The sequence below is a fragment of the Methanolobus zinderi genome, from assembly GCF_013388255.1.
Lineage (GTDB): Archaea > Halobacteriota > Methanosarcinia > Methanosarcinales > Methanosarcinaceae > Methanolobus > Methanolobus zinderi.
The window spans coordinates 1,813,606-1,830,769 of sequence record NZ_CP058215.1; the positions used below are offsets into that span (position 1 = coordinate 1,813,606).

13 protein-coding genes are annotated in these 17,164 nt (G+C 42.6%); 4 read left to right on the forward strand and 9 right to left on the reverse strand.

Going from position 1 to position 17,164, the window contains the following annotated elements; all coding sequences use genetic code 11:
* Nucleotides 1–223: 223 nt before the first annotated feature.
* The gene (gene cfbA, locus HWN40_RS08895; RefSeq protein ID WP_176965403.1) at nt 224–619 is read left to right on the forward strand and encodes a sirohydrochlorin nickelochelatase; all 396 of its coding nucleotides are present in this window, start codon (nt 224–226) and stop codon (nt 617–619) included.
* 54 nt (nt 620–673) lie between these two features.
* On the opposite strand, the gene HWN40_RS08900 is transcribed toward cfbA, so the two are convergent.
* Both HWN40_RS08900 and HWN40_RS08905 read right to left on the reverse strand, forming a co-directional pair.
* On the reverse strand, nt 674–1,732 hold the full coding sequence (locus tag HWN40_RS08900; protein WP_176965404.1) for a GTP-binding protein: 1,059 nt from the start codon (nt 1,730–1,732) through the stop codon (nt 674–676).
* Nucleotides 1,733–1,796: 64 nt separating this feature from the next.
* The gene (locus HWN40_RS08905; RefSeq protein ID WP_176965405.1) at nt 1,797–3,131 is read right to left on the reverse strand and encodes a GTP-binding protein; all 1,335 of its coding nucleotides are present in this window, start codon (nt 3,129–3,131) and stop codon (nt 1,797–1,799) included.
* Between the two features lie 623 nt (nt 3,132–3,754).
* On the opposite strand from HWN40_RS08905, the gene HWN40_RS08910 reads away from it, so the two are divergent.
* Complete coding sequence (locus HWN40_RS08910) at nt 3,755–4,189, forward strand: N-acetyltransferase (RefSeq protein WP_176965406.1); 435 nt, start codon at nt 3,755–3,757, stop codon at nt 4,187–4,189.
* 39 nt (nt 4,190–4,228) lie between these two features.
* On the opposite strand, the gene HWN40_RS08915 is transcribed toward HWN40_RS08910, so the two are convergent.
* From HWN40_RS08915 to HWN40_RS08935, 5 genes are all read right to left on the reverse strand, one after another.
* Entirely contained in the window at nt 4,229–4,927 is a 699-nt protein-coding gene (locus tag HWN40_RS08915; RefSeq protein WP_343044080.1) for a DUF169 domain-containing protein, read from the reverse strand.
* Between the two features lie 285 nt (nt 4,928–5,212).
* Nucleotides 5,213–6,013 (reverse strand): TrmB family transcriptional regulator, encoded by an 801-nt coding sequence (locus HWN40_RS08920; RefSeq protein ID WP_176965407.1) that lies wholly within the window; start codon nt 6,011–6,013, stop codon nt 5,213–5,215.
* A 23-nt stretch (nt 6,014–6,036) separates the two neighbouring features.
* Nucleotides 6,037–7,137, reverse strand: coding sequence for a COG1361 S-layer family protein (locus tag HWN40_RS08925; RefSeq protein ID WP_176965408.1), 1,101 nt, complete (start codon nt 7,135–7,137; stop codon nt 6,037–6,039).
* A complete protein-coding gene (locus HWN40_RS08930) occupies nt 7,130–8,260 on the reverse strand; it encodes a COG1361 S-layer family protein (protein ID WP_246275884.1) in 1,131 nt (376 codons plus the stop codon). Before HWN40_RS08930 ends, HWN40_RS08925 begins: the two co-directional genes overlap by 8 nt.
* Nucleotides 8,257–10,503 (reverse strand): hydrophobe/amphiphile efflux-3 (HAE3) family transporter, encoded by a 2,247-nt coding sequence (locus tag HWN40_RS08935; protein ID WP_246276023.1) that lies wholly within the window; start codon nt 10,501–10,503, stop codon nt 8,257–8,259. The genes HWN40_RS08930 and HWN40_RS08935 overlap by 4 nt, the downstream gene beginning before the upstream one ends.
* An 895-nt stretch (nt 10,504–11,398) precedes the next feature.
* On the opposite strand from HWN40_RS08935, the gene HWN40_RS08940 reads away from it, so the two are divergent.
* A complete protein-coding gene (locus HWN40_RS08940) occupies nt 11,399–12,259 on the forward strand; it encodes a TrmB family transcriptional regulator (RefSeq protein WP_176965409.1) in 861 nt (286 codons plus the stop codon).
* A 131-nt stretch (nt 12,260–12,390) separates the two neighbouring features.
* Here HWN40_RS08940 and HWN40_RS08945 read toward each other — a convergent pair whose 3' ends face one another.
* Nucleotides 12,391–13,206 (reverse strand): DUF1638 domain-containing protein, encoded by an 816-nt coding sequence (locus HWN40_RS08945; RefSeq protein WP_246275885.1) that lies wholly within the window; start codon nt 13,204–13,206, stop codon nt 12,391–12,393.
* Between the two features lie 356 nt (nt 13,207–13,562).
* Here HWN40_RS08945 and HWN40_RS08950 point away from each other — a divergent pair, with 356 nt between their 5' ends.
* A complete protein-coding gene (locus HWN40_RS08950) occupies nt 13,563–14,114 on the forward strand; it encodes a YkgJ family cysteine cluster protein (RefSeq protein ID WP_176965410.1) in 552 nt (183 codons plus the stop codon).
* Between the two features lie 179 nt (nt 14,115–14,293).
* Here HWN40_RS08950 and clpB read toward each other — a convergent pair whose 3' ends face one another.
* Nucleotides 14,294–16,945, reverse strand: coding sequence for an ATP-dependent chaperone ClpB (gene clpB / locus HWN40_RS08955; protein ID WP_176965411.1), 2,652 nt, complete (start codon nt 16,943–16,945; stop codon nt 14,294–14,296).
* Between the last annotated feature and the right edge of the window lie 219 nt (nt 16,946–17,164).

Here is a 17,164-nt window from a genome sequence, read left to right on the forward strand (position 1 = left end):
TCAAATTGAATTTTAGCTACAGCATTAAATTTACAAATAATACTACATAAAAAAGCAAATGTATAAATCGTTATTTAACCACGGAAATAACTAAAAGCCATTTTCAATATTGATAAACTCCTGAAATCAAAAACATTATATCATATTGACCCCTAGTAGAGACGCGTTGAGTAACACAATTACAACTAAGAATCATACCAGCATTTTAAAAGAAGGTTATATTATGAGTGAAAAAATCGGAATTTTAGCTATTGGTCACGGCAGCAGATTACCTTACAACAACCAGGTTGTAACTGAGATCGCTAACATGATAGCAGAGAATAATCCTGAGTACATCGTAAAAGCAGGATTCATGGAGAATAGCGAACCTACCGTAGAAGAAGCACTCCAGTCATTTGAGGGCACCGGTGTTACAAAGATCGCTGCTGCACCTGTATTCCTTGCATCAGGCATCCACATAACAAAAGACATTCCTGAGATCCTTAAACTTGATCCAGAGACAAACGAAGGCGAGCTCGAGATTGACGGACAGAAGGTCAAGATTGTATACGCAAAACCTCTTGGAAGCGACAAACTCATCGCAGATCTCATCTTCAAGAGAGCACAGGAAGTCCTTTAAGCTGTATCATTGATACAGTTTTCTTTTTTTTTCATTTGGGTTTTTTATTTGAATTCAGATAGCAATCCCCAGCTGATCTGACCTTGCACTGACCGCATTCTCTATAATATCTGCAAGGTTATCACGTGCAATATCAGTCACAGCTGCAAATACAGTCATTTTACTATCTATAGAATTTCTGGTTTTGACATATTCAATCTCCGGCCGGTCCTGGTAGGAGGTTATACTGACCTTAAAAGATACAGATTCTGTGTGGAGAAACATCTTCAGGTGTCCCAGGAACCGGGGATTTAACTCCAAAATACTTCTTTTAATCGATTCTATTAGTTCCAGAGCCATGCGAGTTACCTGATTCTGATCAGAAAAACCGTTTATGGAATAGGAATCAGCATAGCTGCTTACATTGAAGTGATTAAACTCATCCGTAGGAGTACACGACTCGGAGAGTGATATTTTGTTTGTTTTTGTAATTTCATTATTCATTCCTGAAATTGGGGAACTATTTTTCAAGCTTCTGACAAGTGAATCTGCAAAGCTGATGAATGAATCACCATCATCACATTTCAAGGACAAAGAGTGAAGTGTAGCGTGAGGATTTATTTTCTTTATAGTTGTTGCAAATTCAGATAGCTGATCTGTGTTTAGCAGGTCTTTTTTGTTAAGCAGGACAATATCTGCATTTTCTATCTGCCTTGTAATCGCCTCCCCTGAGTGCTGCATCAGGTCATCGAATTTACTTCCATCTATCAACCCTACAATAGGCCCCATGCTAACTTCCGAACCGAAATCCATTTTCTCGATCTGCTCCTTGACCCTTAGAGGAAATGCAACACCCGTTGGTTCAATAAGAAGGACATCAGGATCGTATTGTGCCTGCACCAGTGCTATGTTTGCCTCCAGAGCATATTTAAGAGTACAGCAGATACAACCTCTTGGAATTTCCTTTGATTCAAGGCCATTCTCACTGATAACCTGGCCGTCGACACCCACATCACCAATATCATTGACAAGCACTGAAACGCTAAATCCTTTTTCCTGCAGGTGTTTCCCTATTCTGATAACAGAAGTTGTTTTTCCACTACCAAGAAAGCCACTTATTATGATAATTTGCATGCAAACTCTCCAGTTTCGACATTACACAATTTTGAATACTTCAGAGAATTGAAAATAATAAATTTTAAAGCTGGCAGTCATTACTTTCCGTGTCACAGCTTATAAAATCATGATCATAGATGTCATCCATCTCTTCATGAAGATGTTTATGTTTATTCCCATGTTCATGCTTATGATCATGATCGTCTTCATCATCGTCATGATTGTGGTGATGGTGGTGATGATCATGCGGGTCATGCAAACGCTGGGATATAAAATTTCGCTTACTAAAGACCTGTTCCACATTTGAGTCAACCAGATCGACAAGCTGGTCCTCGTTCAGTCCGGAGATTGCAGTGAGGATCTTAAACCTTGGACCAGAATGTGCAGTCGTTTTTATGATATTCATTTCAGGGTTTTCGGAATAGGAAGTTATGCTTATTTTTACAGTTTCATCAGGAGTTTCCAGGAACATCTTTATGTGTCCCACGAATTCAGGACTTAGTTTGATAATTTCGGATTTGACACTCTCGGCAATCTCCATGGAGATTACTTTAGCAGTTTCGCTATCAATGTCCTCCTCCAGTATTTTGTAGTCATTTGCATAAGAAGCAAGTCCTGAACTTTCACTGTCATAGTGTGTGTGATGTTCGTGATTGTGATTATCATGACTGTGAGGACCATGGCCATCGTGTGCCTCATGATGATGGTCTCCATGATGATGCTTGTGATCTTCATCATGGCGACTATGGTCGTGGCATTGTAAACCTACAGTATGATCTTTCACAGAAGTTACTGAAGCATGACTTTCTTCAGCTAAAGATGGAACGATCATATCCATGAGTTCACTGAAGCCAGAGTCTCCTGCACGTGATGACATAGTAATAACCCTGGCACTGGAATTGAGCTGTTGTACAGAATCTACAAGAACAGACATTTTAATAGGCTCAACAAGATCCGCCTTATTTATCACAAGTATCTCTGCATCTTCTATCTGTCTTAATGCATAGACCTTAACTGATTTCATGATGTCCTTGAAACGGCTACCATCTATTAGTGTCACAAGAGGTGCCACTTTGATATTATCCCCGAAGTTCATTAATTCGAGTTCTTTTTTGATCAGATTCGGGAAAGCAATTCCTGAAGGCTCTACCAGAATATAATCTGGATTATATGAGTGGTAAAGTTCAGTTAGTGTTGTTTTCATGTTGAGTTTCAAAGTGCAGCAGATACATCCGTTTGTTATTTCCTTGGTGTCAAGTCCGTATTTTGAGATCAGGTCACCATCAATACCTACTTCTCCAACCTCGTTCACAATTATTGCTACTGTGTGGCCTCTTTCAGCCAGTTCTTTTCCTACATTGATCACTGTTGTTGTCTTTCCGCTACCTAAAAAACCACCAATGATAATTGCATCCATTTATTCTACCTCCTTAAATGCAGCTAAAAGTTAATACCAATTTATACTATAAAAATGTATTCACAAAGTTGGAGACCACCCAAAAATTAATATTAAAATATAAAGCAGGGTGTAGCCACTTATTATAGAGCATAATTGTTATCAATAAGCATACAAAATGTACACTTCAAAGAACATAGATTCAGATATGATTAATTAATTTTTAAGTAAAAACAATGTATAGAAAGGTTGTCAACTAAATATTAATAAATATTAGAAGTAACTGTTTTTGTAGTGATACCAAATCAGAATTTTATGGCTTAGCGGAAGTTTAAAGAGCAAACATATAACGAAATCTACAATCTAAACTCTGATACAAACAAACGTGAGATTGAGTGTCGGGCATAATGTCAAGATCACCCGTATGAAGCATTCTAGAAGTTGCAAACACATTTCATATCACATATTCAAAAGAGCATATGAAGTTCTCTAAGGCTGTATTACTGACACAGCACTTTTTTTGTTATAATTCATTTGCGACTCCATTATTAGATATCGCATATCAAATACACACAATCCTTACGTGATCACCTATCAAATCATTTATTGCCAGTGAGCAGGTTTTGATAATTAAGAGGAAAATAATGATCAAGGTGCTGGAGAGCTGCGAAATCGACTCTATAATGCATATCTGGCTGAAGACAAATATTAGTTCACACTGTTTTATACCTGAAGAGTACTGGACCAGAAATTATAGTGTTGTCAAAGAGGAATACCTGCCCATCTCTGCGACCTTTGTCTATAAGGAAGATGAAGTGATCAAGGCTTTCATAAGTGTTATTGATGACTGTTTTATTGGTGCATTATTCGTTTTGGAACAATATCAGAGAAAAGGAATCGGTCAAGAACTGCTGGACCATTGTAAATCCCTATATTTAAACCTGGAATTGGCAGTGTATACAGAAAACAAGGCTGCTATTGATTTTTACATGAAGAATGGTTTCAGGGTAAAGAAAAAACAGAAAAATAATGATTCAGGCTTTATGGAATATGTTATGTCCTGGAAAAAAGAAAGATAGATACTCAGCACTTAAAGCGCCGAATTAAAAATAATAGGATTAACAGGCGTAAGTGCCAAACATAGATTCGGCAGATTCCACAAGATCAGCAAGCATATCGACAGGAACGCTCATTATCATTTCCTCGTCCTGTATCTCTGTGTATTTCCGGCTTCCACTGCAACCGATGGTTACTCCGGCCTCACCGCTAAGGTATGGGTAGGCAACACCATCTGCGCAGACACTCTGCTTACCTGCAAAACCTGAATTTATACGACCGCCGGATTTGTGGAGCAGTGCCTGTGAAAGTTCCATAACCTGTTTTGGTTTTGCAATGATAAGGATAACATCCGGTTTGAAAGTAGCCTTCTCAAGAGGAGAATAAACAACAGCCTTGATAGAACTTGCCGGAACCATAGGGACCCTTTCCATAGTTGTCTTTGCAGAATCAAGGGTTTTAAAGTGGTTCAGATTATAGTATACTTCACCGGACTTAAGCTTCGGATTCATTTCCATCAGACCCATTACGGCAGCTCCTCCTTTACACTGATGGTCTTCAGGTAAGGCGTAGAACTGGGTACCCAGCCTTCTTACGTTATCCACCATCTGGCAGTGGCGGGTTTTATCATCAATATGAGGAATTCCTTCAGGAATCTCTTCGTCGGCTTTTACAAGACGGACAGCAACCGGAGAAGTATCAATTTTAAGTATATCTTTGAGTTCCTTACCTAATTTCTGAATATCTTCGTTGTTTATCATGGTATCTCCTGCAAAAAACGTATGATCGGATGTGCATATAATATGCACAACTGCTATATCAATCTTACTATCCATTATTCAGAAAAACACAATATAGCGACATATTTTGTTAACGCCTGTTAACATATGCTAAAAATCAACTTATAGAATTCTTAGTTAGCAATATAGTCTCATCTGTAACAGAAAATAAGTTCTTAACAAATTTGCTTTCAAACCCGATCAGCTATACCTGAAAGCAAATTATAAAGAGAAAATGCATGTTATGAAATCTTCCTGAAAGAAAAATCACACCAGATTATATTTTTCAGAAATTTTCCATTTGGCATTGAGAAGATGGGAAATGGTTGCCGAAAATTCCTTGCCATTTGTCCAGATAGCCTTCAAATCGGTCTCCCCCTGATCCTCATTTATAACATCCACCAGTATCTCGGAATTATCAATAACGATCACAAAACTCTTAAGTTCACATGGAACGTCCTGATCCAGATTGATCCGTACAGATGCAAGTGGTATATTTTCGGATATCTTGCGGGCTTCTTCTTCTGTAGAACTGACAAAACGTACATTCACACCCTCAGCAATCTTTTCGTTGAATAGAGCCATGATCGTCTCGTAATCCTTTATAAAAGAAGGATACCTCCTGGCGAGTGTATAAAACGGTGTGGATGAACTCAGTACCAGAATCTCTTCCTGTGCATTCCCGACAAGCTGGATGATCTTATCAGCCACATTCCTGACCCCGTTTATGGTCCATATGGCTTCCTCCAAATTATCCTCCGCCGAGCTCCGGTATATGCTATCCAGTTCAAGCAGGATGCTGTCACATTTATCCTCAAAACTGCGTTTGAGTTTGTTGACAGCATCTTCGGGAGGAAGACATTTATAGCGCACAGGTCGGGTATTCTGGACCTCTATCAGACCTTTTTTCTCAAGTTTTTTCAAAGCTCCGTAAATCGCTGAGCTGGGAACACCAGAATCAGCATTAAGGGTTGCCACTGTAGCAGTATCGTTTTTCACAAGCGCTGCAAACACCCTGGCTTCATAGGAGGTGAAGCCGATTTCCTGAAGGGAATCTGTAAGAAGCATCGGAATTCACTTCACCTGCCCGTTCAGTCTTTTCTGCCACTCAGTAATTTCCTGCCGCCGACATATACCAGTCCGAGAACTATTATGACCCCACCAACTACAGCAAGGCTTGCCATACCGGAGCCAGACAAACCTGCTGGCAGGATCTCTACCCGGATCTTGATGGTGTCGGATATCTGGCTGTGTCCGTCGCTGTCCTCGTACTTGATCTCACTGTTAATGGCGTATACCTTCGGAACGGCCGATTCGTCCACCTTCAGCTTGAATATGGCCTCAGAGGTCTCACCTGGTGCGATTGAGCCTATAAAGGACTGGTCATCGGTTGTACTGAAAGGATCATCGGCACTAATCCTGACCGTGGCATCCCTTACTTCTTCTTCACCTACGTTCTTATAGGCAACACGCAGCAAGCCTTCTCCGCCTGCTTCAAGATTAGCTGTGACGTTTGCGACCTCAAAGTCTGCTTCCTTTTCAACAACAACGGAAAGCGGCTGAACCTGCTGGCCGACAGCATACCACATGCCAACTTCCATATTGGTGATACCAAGATCCGTCTCATTGTCACCATTCACCTGTACGTTCTCCTGATAACCATAGACCATGGTGAGATTGAGTGGATATTCTCCGGCAGGAGCGTTCTTTGATATCTCTATATTGAATTTTACAGGACTGTCCAGTTGCTGACCGCTTGAAAGGGAGCCTGCCTCCTGAGGGCCGGACTTTACTCTGACATACGGGCTGTCGGATTCCAGTGCTGCAACTATTCCGATGGCAGTGGTACGCTGTGCCTCATAACCCATCTCTGCTTTCTGCAACTTCTGATCCAGATCAGATCCGAAATCAGGCTCGTCGTCGGACTCAAAGCCGGTGATCACGCCTTTGTTCATGAGATTGATGCTGAGGGTTACCTCATCGCCACGGGAGAACTCATTGTCACCCACCATTGTGGCACTAACATCAGGACCACCATAAACAGTGTAGTAGTTCTCATCAAAATTGAAGAATTCCGGGAGATCCAGGTCCATTGTAGTCATTTCCTGGGCATATGCCTGTGAAGGGAACAACGCCAGGAGGACCAGCAGGACAAACGGAACTGACCTTAACAAGTTTTTGATCTTAATCATATTTATCCTCTTCATTGTTCTTGATTTTATTATTGCTTCCATTTTTCCTTATATTCTTGATAATCAATACCAGCCCCATAATAACAAGACCTGCCAGGGCAATGGCTGTAATATTGAATTGTCTGTCAGGCATCCGGACATTTATATCTACCTTCATGTTCTCCGAAAACGCCGTTTCTTCATCATCGTCAATGTATCTGATCTCACTATCCAGACCATAGATCTTTTCCACTGCACTGTCAGATGAGCCGATCTCAAAGGAGATAGTCCTGCTCTCCCCGGGCTGAAGGGTTCCCAGACTTTTTACCGTATTCTCCGAGCTGAGAGGTTTCATTACAATTACCCTTGCCACAGCATCCTTTGCAGGGAGCTCTCCTATATTGGTGTAAGTCACATTGATGACATTGCTCTGACCTACTTCCAGATCTCCGGATACCTCACTTACCTCGAATCTTGCTTCCGGTTCCACGATCACAGGAATCTGCATTGTGGTATTGGCATTTTTATAATAATTTGCATGGTCAGTTGACAGACCCAGTTGTGCAACCTCATCGGTGGTCATCCTGACATCACTCTGGTATTCGTATTCCACCGGCAACTCCAACATGTAAGTTCCGGCAGGAGCATTGTTCGAGACAGTTAATGTAAATGTTAGGGGATCGGGCAACTGGCCCGGTACTACCTCTTCCAGCGTCTGGCTGCTCGTTGCAGGGTCGACTTCGATGAACTCCGTGTTTGAAATGAGGGTAGTTTTTACTCCCTGTGCCGTGGTTCTCTTAGTCTCATATTCCAGTTCCGTAAGAGAAAGCTGGTGAAGCACTTCGGAGCTGCCTACATCCTTGTCTGCTTTCACACCTTTGAAGATACCGCGATTTGCAAGGACTATATTAATCTGAGCGGTCTCACCTCTGCTGAGTTCCGTATCACCGACAACCGATGAGTAAAGTGCCGGTTCGCCATAAGTGTTGTAATAGTTCTCCGTATATTCATAAGGCAGAGGGATGTAATCCTTCGCACCTGCCGGCTGCATACACAGGACAAGCAGAGTTGCAAGAAGGATACAGATAAACAGAGAACCTGAAATGATTCTTTTTTTGTTCATTGCTTTACTGAAATTATTCATGTAAGGTCTACCTCCGGAGTGTTCTTAGCCGGACCTGTGGCAGGAGTTAGTGTTACATCCTTCAATTGATTTTTCTTTTTCCCGTTCTCACGGTGAGTATCCAGGAACACTATCACAGCAGGGAATATGACAAAGGTTGCCAGCAATGCAAGCACAACATCGATAACGGTTATCATACCGAAACTGCTTGTGATTACAAAAGGTGAGGCTATCAGTGCCGAGAAACCGAAAACCGTGGTCAGGCCTGAAGTAAATATTGCCTTTCCGATCTTTACACTGGCTTCTTCCATAGCTTCTTCGGGACTTGCACCCCTTTCTTTTTCTTCGAAATACCGCTCCATCATGAGTACCGCATACTCAGAACCCACACCAAGGATCAGTGCACCCAGTGTCGCTGTCATAGGGTTGTACTCCATTCCGGAGTAGTACATGATACCACCCGACCAGCCAACTACCATTGCCATTGTTATGACAGGTGTCAGTGCCTTGAGATAGTCACGGTAGATTACCAGCAGACCGAAGAATACCAGTACCAGACCAAGCAGTGTCATGAGTGTCCTTCCTGATGTAAGTGCGGCTATAACCTCAACAAAGACCATTGATCTGCCTGTGATGGTGGCACTTGTTCCGGGAGGGAGAGACATCCATGCTATATCCTCTTCAATCACTTCCCCGAGAGCTTCGATCCCTTCCAGCCCGAGCTCTCCCATGGCATTACCGATATTGAGGTTGAGCATGGTCATCGTGTTGCCGTGCATATACCTTTCTCTGGTAGTCTCCGGCATCTGCTCATAAAGTGCAACTACCTCTGCCCTGTCATCAGGAATAGTTCCTCCGTTCATGCTTTTGACAACATCCACGATACTGCTGGAACCATATACATGGCTCCTGCCGTCCACTTCATGTTGACCGAACTCGTCCATCCATTTGAGCAGTTCGGGGTCTGCGTTATCAGAGGTTTTTATAATGATATTCAGTTCATCGCTGCCACCAAGGATATCACTCATATGCTGCAGGTCTATCAGTCCCGGCATATCCTGTGGAACAAAGGTTTCGGTGTCCGTACTTATGGGAACTTTTGTATCAACATAGATACCACCAACACAGAGCAGGCCTGCAACTGCCAGTATGATTAGTGGATGGCGCATTGAGATCGCGGCAGTCTTTCCGATTACACGATCCAGGAAATCAGGACCTTCATCCTGCGTTTTAATTTCTTTTTTCTTTGAAGCTGAATTTGGTTTGAGTTTTCTGATGATCGGGTTATCTCCCAGCCTGTCAAGACCGTAGATTACCGTAACACCTACAAAGAGAGATGAGAGGAAACACATCAGTATACCTATCATCAGAAGTTTTCCGAAATCCTGTATCATAGGGACCGATGATGTGAACAGCGAGAAGAATCCAAGGGCTGTGATTATCAATGCTATTAGTACTGCCGGCCCTGTATGCTTGACCGTATCGATCACAGCTTCTTCGGGGGATTCACCCTTTGCAAGTTCTTCTTCTATACGATTGTGGAACTGGATCGCATAATCTATTCCCAGACCAATGAGTACCGGGAAGGCAGCCATGGAAACCATGGTCATCGGGATACTGAGATACCCCATGGCACCGAATGTGAAGATAATACCAAGCAATACGATGGGCAGAGGCAGAAGTCTCCAGCGTACATGCCTGAATACAAGATAGAGTACGATAACCATCAGAACAACGGAGAGCATGAGCAAAAGACTCATACTGCTCATCATTTCCTCGTTCATGGCTATGTTGAACGCCGGGTCCCCTGTTACAATAATATTATAGTCAGCCGGGAAAAGCGCCATCTCGACCGATCTTTCGGTCTCACGCAGAATATCCTCCTGCATGGCCTCTGAAGCGGAACCTGAGAAGACAACAGAAACAACTGCATGGGTCTGATCAGGTACCAGTGCTTCCGGAACATCCGATTCAATGATCTCATCGATCACCGCTTCATCCTCAGGAATCTCACTCCGGCCCGTGTTCTGATACGTCACGTCCTTAATAACAGATGAGGCAGAGGTGACCTCCAGTACATTGGGTATATTCTGTGTGGACTGCTGGAGGCGATCCATTGCCTTTAGCACCTCAGGCTGGGTGACATCGCTTCCTTCCACCATCACAACAATGGATTCCGTACTGAAGAGATTCATGTACAGATGGTCGAAGTCCTGATAGAGCTTTGAATCTTTATCGACAAAGGTATCGGTACCCGATGCCATCTCGATCATAGAGGCACCCTGGAAGGAGATGACCATCAATAATAATGCAATGATCAGAATGGGTATGGAATTATCCTCAATGAATACCCCGAGTTTTTCAAAATTGGCCTTTATGATCGACACTCCTTAGTATTTATTCGAATAATAAAACTCCTTTTTGGTTGTTTTAACTGCAATATTGCTATATAAGGGTTTTACCCTTAAAACAACCTGCAAAAAGTGAAAAGTAAAGTATGGCGACAACTTGCTTTTTATGCTGCAGAACAGGTCTTCTTCAATCCCAAAAAGCTGAAGCTGACAAAGTCTGCTTTTTCCGAAACTATAAATAGGTTTAACAGTTTCCTGAATTTTTGCGCAATTAAGACAAACCTGACTATTTATCGTCATTTAAAGCATATAATAAGAAATCTGCTATATAACATTTCCTATTTCTGAAGAAGTTCTCTATTCAAATCTGAATTAAAGAAATCAAAATTAAGGAAAAAGGAGAGACACCTACTGGAGGTGTCTCTTTTTGGGGTGGTTGGATTGGTGGTACTGAATTCACGACAAGTTTTGCCGTGGGTACACGGTATGAGATTGGATTATTAATACATAAACCTTTCTATATATCGAAGTGTTTGAAATTATAAACTCGAGAGTGACTGGATATACTAGAACTAAACTCTCATACGGTGTGTAACGAGAGAGGAAACACCCTTGCCAATACAAAGAGAAAAAGTAAACTTAAAGATTTCACTCTGGAAAAAACTGGTAAAGAGTTGAACCACATGCATTAATAAATATTTTAATCCATACAAAAAGCTACAAAACTTTTATTAAAAACCTCTGCTTAGTTGTTTTAAATTTGAAGACACAATAATGATAATAATACAATAATCAAGAGGGCAGACAGATGGATAACGAGAGATTGCTCAGAGATCTTGGACTTACTAAATACGAGTCATCCGCTTACTCCACACTCATAAAAGAAGGAGTTACAGGTGCACAGGAGCTCTCACGCATATCAGGCATACCCGTGGGGAAGATATACGAGGTACTTTCAAACCTGAACAATATGGGACTTGTAGTGTTCCAGAGATCAAGACCCAGGAAATACAGAGCAATAAAACCGGAAGTTGCACTTGACAACCTCTACACCAGGAAAGAAGAGAATACGAAAAGCGAACTTGAAAGTTTCAAACTGAAGATATCGGAGCTCAAGGACAGCTTTTCAGACAGCAATTATCCGGACCACACCGAGATCAAGTTCTGGTCAACACTTATCGGCGAGGAAGACATAGTCAAGAGTATAAAGAACACGCTGGATGAAACCGAAAATGAGATCCTGCATGTCAAGTCCATGAAGACAAAAGAAGCTCTGCAGAACAAGACCAGACGCCACAAGGATCTGAATCCAAACATACTTCTTCCCCTTGTGACAGACGAGTTCATCCGGGCTGCAAAATCCGGGATTAAAATAAAGATGCTATTGCCTGCGGATTTTTTCATAACCCACCTGAAGGAGAAATACACCCATATTGAGGATTCAAATGTGAGGAAAACAATTAAAGAGAATCTGGAAGTAAGAATCCTAGAATGTGACTATGATTTCGTGGTAATCGATGACAACGTGGTATACATACCTATCCCCGACCCGCTGAACCCGGACGGACTGCTCGGGGAAATGAAGATGTTTGACAAGGAATACGCTGAAAAACTTCGAAAGAAGTATGATGAGCTGTGGGCGAGGGGGAAGAGGACTGTACTGGAGTGATTACAGCAGTCTCATGTGAGGAGGGGGCATGATTATCCCGACTTTGCTCCGCCAGGATTTTTTGGGAGACGATGTATTATAAAATATATATGTTTGTGCTGTACGCAATAGAAAAAACAATAATTTAAAAATCATATGATGCCTAATTCATTTTTTATTGATTGATAACAGTTCTCAAATATCTCCTGATTACCGCTGATCTCAAATATACTGTATCCGAACAGCTTTGCATATTCTTCTACTTTTTCATCAAAGTCTTCTACGTAAGTAAGACCGGTGTTGACCTTTGCCACTCTTGAATATCCAGCAATGTCATTAACCATTTTCCACAGTCTTAAGGCTTCCTCTGGATTTGAATCAAAATCATAACCTGTCAGAGGGAATTCCTTCCATGAAGTAGCAAACATGGGTGTCAAAAAGAAAGCAGGCTCTTTAGTGCTTTCTGTTATTAATTTAAAGTAGTTTGCATAACCACCTACAGTTGCCGCAATGCAGTCATCGACGACTCTGCCAGTATTATCCTTGAGTATCCGTATTACACAGCCATCACTTTCCATAGAGAAGTCTTTTTCTACGTCACCCAAAACATTGCCACAAAGACCATAGAAAAGAAGGATGCCGCTGGAAAATGTTATCATTTCTCTCATATTTTGATAGACTTCAGATTTCAGTTTATCTAGCAGCATATGGAGTGCAACTTCCAGGAAGTTAACAACAATAGTCACTTTATTTTCATCAGTATCTTCAAGTTTATTTGATATTTTATCAAGTGGCAAAATCTCATAATGAATATGCTGTTCATCAAGTTTTTCTGTAAACTCATAAATATTTTCATTTTCTACGATTAAAATGTTGTCAATATCAGAATCATTGCTTAAAAGCCAAACAAGTTCATCCTGAAGTATTTTACAACCCAGTATACTTAATACAGTCATTTTTCCCTCCACTTAAAAGTATATGGATACAGAATATAAAAGTATAGGTTAGGTAAATGTGCATAATACATTCTTATAACCAAAAAACAAATCCAATCTTTATTGATATGAAATTTTTATTGCTAACACAGATATCTATTCCGTGTAACATCAAGAAGCTCCCTCAAATCGCTTCTCACATCTCAAACCTTTCCCTAAAATGAGAATTCAAGCTTAAAGGTTCATCAGAGTCAATGTTCAACTTCATGTAATGTAGAGAAAACTTAAAAATCCTATTTACTCCCAGCCAGAATAAAACATACATAGAATATTTTGCCTAATGTGACATTTAGAAACATTAATATACAGAAATCCATTGACCTTTTATTATGTATGGGGAAAGAGGGTTGAGTGACTTACCTGTTTTTGAAACTGTTCAGGAGATACTTTCGCACTATTCATGCCCGTCCACGTGTCCTGCGACCTGCTGTAAAATAGCAGATATCAATCTGGATGAAAAAGATCTGGAAATATTAAGGCAGGCATCAAAATATAAGGCCGATAGGATCGAATCCTGGAATGAAGACGGCGAAGATCATTACAAAATCTCTCCCCCCTGTCCATTTCTGGAATCAGACAAATGCAGCATATATGATCGCAGGCCAACCATGTGCCGCATGTTTCCGTTTAACTTCAGTAACATGCCGGATGTGTTACTTCTGTTTCCATGCGATATGGGAGCGAATATATTCGAAGACTATGTCGAGTATTCGAAAAATATACTAAACAGACCCCTTCCCGCAAAAACAATTGAAGCCTTTGAACAATCGCATTGTTCTTTTGGCATCAAGCTGAATAAGGGTTTATCCGTTCCTATGTTAGTTTTCAAAGTTTATGATTTAATGGCTTTTAAAGAATATCTCAGATCAGGATTGAAATAGAATCAACTAATAGAAAATATTATTCTTATCTGATAGCCCTTATCAGAATGGTACTTGGATTCTGAAACTCTACATAATTCTAAGAAAAAAAGAGAAACATGAAAAAATAGATGGCCTATCTACCGGCCATCCAATGTTCAGAGACTATTCTTACCGGTTTTGATCACTTTTTTTTGAGATCACTGTTCTTCTTCCGAGACGTCAACAAGGATATCCTTGCCGTTTGAGTCCACGGTCACAGTTGAACCCTCGGGGACCTCACCTGCAACTATGAGTTTGGCAATTCTTGTCTCGACCTCGTGCTGGATGACCCTGTTCAGAGGTCTGGCACCGAAGGTCTCACTGTATCCTGCCCTGCCCAAGTACTGCTTTGCAGCATCTGTGATCTCAAGGCGGATGCGCTTCTCCTTTAGCCTTGCTTCAAGATCCCTTACCTTAAGCTCGACGATCTGTGCAAGCTCCTCGGGCTTGAGGGCGTGGAAGAGAACAACCTCATCGATACGGTTGAGGAACTCAGGTCTGAAGTACTTACCAAGCTCCTCCATTGCCCTGATCTGGAGCTCCTGGTAGCTCATTTCTTTACTCTCAGGCTCTGCGTATCCCTGCTCAGGACTGTATTCTTCCTCCTTTGTGAGCAGCTCTGTCAGATCACCTGCAAAGATGTTGGAGGTCATGATTATCAGGGTGTTCCTAAAGTCAACAGTACGTCCCTTGGAGTCTGTCAGCCTTCCGTCATCCAGTATCTGCAGCATGATGTTGAACACATCGGGATGGGCCTTTTCGATCTCATCGAAGAGTACCACTGAGTACGGCCTTCGGCGCACAGCTTCTGTGAGCTGGCCTCCTTCCTCATGACCGATATAACCCGGAGGTGCTCCTATCATACGGGCAACGGTGTGCTTCTCCATATACTCGGACATGTCAATACGCACCATGTTGTCCGGGTCATCGAACAGTTCTGATGCAAGTGCTTTTACAAGCTCGGTCTTACCCACACCTGTGGGACCCAGGAAGATGAAACTGCCAATGGGTTTGCGTGGGTCCTTTATACCTGCATAGTTACGTATGACCGCATCCGCAACTGATTCTACTGCCTCGTTCTGGCCGATGATATGCTCGTGCAGCTTCTCTGCAAAGTGTACCAGCTTCTCACGCTGGCCCTCCATAAGCCTTGTAACCGGGATGTGGGTCCATTCACTCACGACCTCTGCGACATCCTCCTCGCCTACCTCTTCGTTGAGAAGCATATCTGCCTGCACATCCTTGAGCCTCTCTTCCTCCTCCGCATATTCACGCTGGAGAGGAATTAGAGTTCCGTACTTGAGCCTTGATGCAAGCTCCAGGTTGTTGTCGTTCTCAGCAAGCTCGAGTTGCACCTTGGTCTCCTCGATCTGCTGTTTGAGCGAACCAAGTTTTGAGATTGTTTCCTTCTCGGTGCTCCACCTGGCCCTGAGTGCATCGGATTCCGCACGGATGTCCGCAAGTTCCTTTTCCAGGTTCTCGAGCCTTTCCTTGGAAGCTTCGTCCTTCTCCTTTTTCAGGGCTTCACGCTCAATCTCAAGCTGCATGATCTTACGGTCGGCCTCGTCGAGCTCGGCGGGCTTGCTGTCAATTGCAGTCCTCTTCTTTGCGGCAGCCTCGTCCACAAGGTCGATCGCCTTGTCAGGAAGGAACCTGTCACTTATATAGCGGTCACTCATAACAGCAGCCGCAACAAGTGCCGAGTCCTTAAGGCGTACACCATGATGGACCTCATATTTCTCCTTCAATCCACGCAGTATGGATATTGTATCCTCCACACCGGGCTCTTCAACGAAGACCGGCAGGAAACGGCGTTCAAGGGCTGCATCCTTCTCGATGTACTTGCGGTACTCGTCAACAGTTGTGGCACCGATACAGTGCAGCTCACCACGGGCTAGCATTGGTTTGAGCAGGTTTCCTGCATCCATTGCACCCTCGGTTGCACCTGCACCGACTATGGTGTGTATCTCGTCTATGAAGAGAATGATCTGACCTTCCGAATCGGCAACTTCCTTGAGTACGGCCTTAAGCCTTTCCTCAAACTCACCACGGAACTTGGCACCTGCTACCAGTGCACCCATGTCCAGAGCAATGATCCTCTTATCCTTCATGGCCTCGGGAACGTCACGCTTTGCCACACGCTGAGCAAGCCCTTCCACAATAGCAGTCTTACCCACACCTGCCTCACCTATGAGCACAGGATTGTTCTTTCTGCGTCGTGACAGGATCTCTATGGAGTGCCTGATCTCCTGGTCCCTGCCAATAACTGGATCAAGCTTACCCTGAGATGCCAGTTCTGTGAAATCTATACCGTATTTCTTGAGTGGTTCCATTGTTGCCTCCGGGTTTTCCGAGGTGACTCTCCTGTTACCTCTTACCTGCTTCACAACATCTTCTAGCCTGTCCTTTGTTACGCCTTCGCCGGCAAGTATCCTGCTTCCTTCACAGCCTTTCTCACCGACGATTGCAAGCAGGAGATGCTCTACGCTCACGTATTCGTCCTGCATCTTACCTGCTTCACGTGAAGCCGTATCCAGTACCCTGCGCATTGTCTGACTCATGTAGACCTGCTCGCCACCGGGTCCTGACACCTGTGGAAGTCCTTCAAGATATGTTTCTACCTTCTGGGCCACCTTTTCCACAGGTACATCCATGTTCCGGAGCAGTGTCGGCACAAGTCCTCCGGTCTGCTCGAGCAATGCAAGGAGCAGATGTTCACAGTCGATCTGCTGGTTCATATACCTTGCAGCAATAGTTGTTGAGCCCTGTATTGCTTCCTGGGCTTTTTGTGTAAAACGATTAAGATCCATATTCTAACCTACCATTATATAACGAAATTTTCCCCTCTATATTTTTAGTCTGTAAATGTTAAAGCCTTTTTGTTAATCCCAAATTGATGAAGTAGTTAAGTATGAAATGATGAAATTGAATTGTTAAGCATCTCAAATACTGATGTCTGTAAACCCCACCTCACGAGTGATAGATAAATAATCTATAAATCAAAGGACAGGCAGGCCTTCAAACCGACT

Bases quoted from the DNA above. Each gene is read 5' to 3' on its own strand.
- cfbA (WP_176965403.1), top strand. From the start codon at position 224: ATGAGTGAAAAAATCGGAATTTTAGCTATTGGTCACGGCAGCAGATTA.
- HWN40_RS08900 (WP_176965404.1), bottom strand. From the start codon at position 1,732: ATGCAAATTATCATAATAAGTGGCTTTCTTGGTAGTGGAAAAACAACT.
- HWN40_RS08905 (WP_176965405.1), bottom strand. From the start codon at position 3,131: ATGGATGCAATTATCATTGGTGGTTTTTTAGGTAGCGGAAAGACAACA.
- HWN40_RS08910 (WP_176965406.1), top strand. From the start codon at position 3,755: ATGATCAAGGTGCTGGAGAGCTGCGAAATCGACTCTATAATGCATATC.
- HWN40_RS08915 (WP_343044080.1), bottom strand. From the start codon at position 4,927: ATGATAAACAACGAAGATATTCAGAAATTAGGTAAGGAACTCAAAGAT.
- HWN40_RS08920 (WP_176965407.1), bottom strand. From the start codon at position 6,013: ATGCTTCTTACAGATTCCCTTCAGGAAATCGGCTTCACCTCCTATGAA.
- HWN40_RS08925 (WP_176965408.1), bottom strand. From the start codon at position 7,137: ATGATTAAGATCAAAAACTTGTTAAGGTCAGTTCCGTTTGTCCTGCTG.
- HWN40_RS08930 (WP_246275884.1), bottom strand. From the start codon at position 8,260: ATGAATAATTTCAGTAAAGCAATGAACAAAAAAAGAATCATTTCAGGT.
- HWN40_RS08935 (WP_246276023.1), bottom strand. From the start codon at position 10,503: ATGGCATCGGGTACCGATACCTTTGTCGATAAAGATTCAAAGCTCTAT.
- HWN40_RS08940 (WP_176965409.1), top strand. From the start codon at position 11,399: ATGGATAACGAGAGATTGCTCAGAGATCTTGGACTTACTAAATACGAG.
- HWN40_RS08950 (WP_176965410.1), top strand. From the start codon at position 13,563: ATGTATGGGGAAAGAGGGTTGAGTGACTTACCTGTTTTTGAAACTGTT.
- clpB (WP_176965411.1), bottom strand. From the start codon at position 16,945: ATGGATCTTAATCGTTTTACACAAAAAGCCCAGGAAGCAATACAGGGC.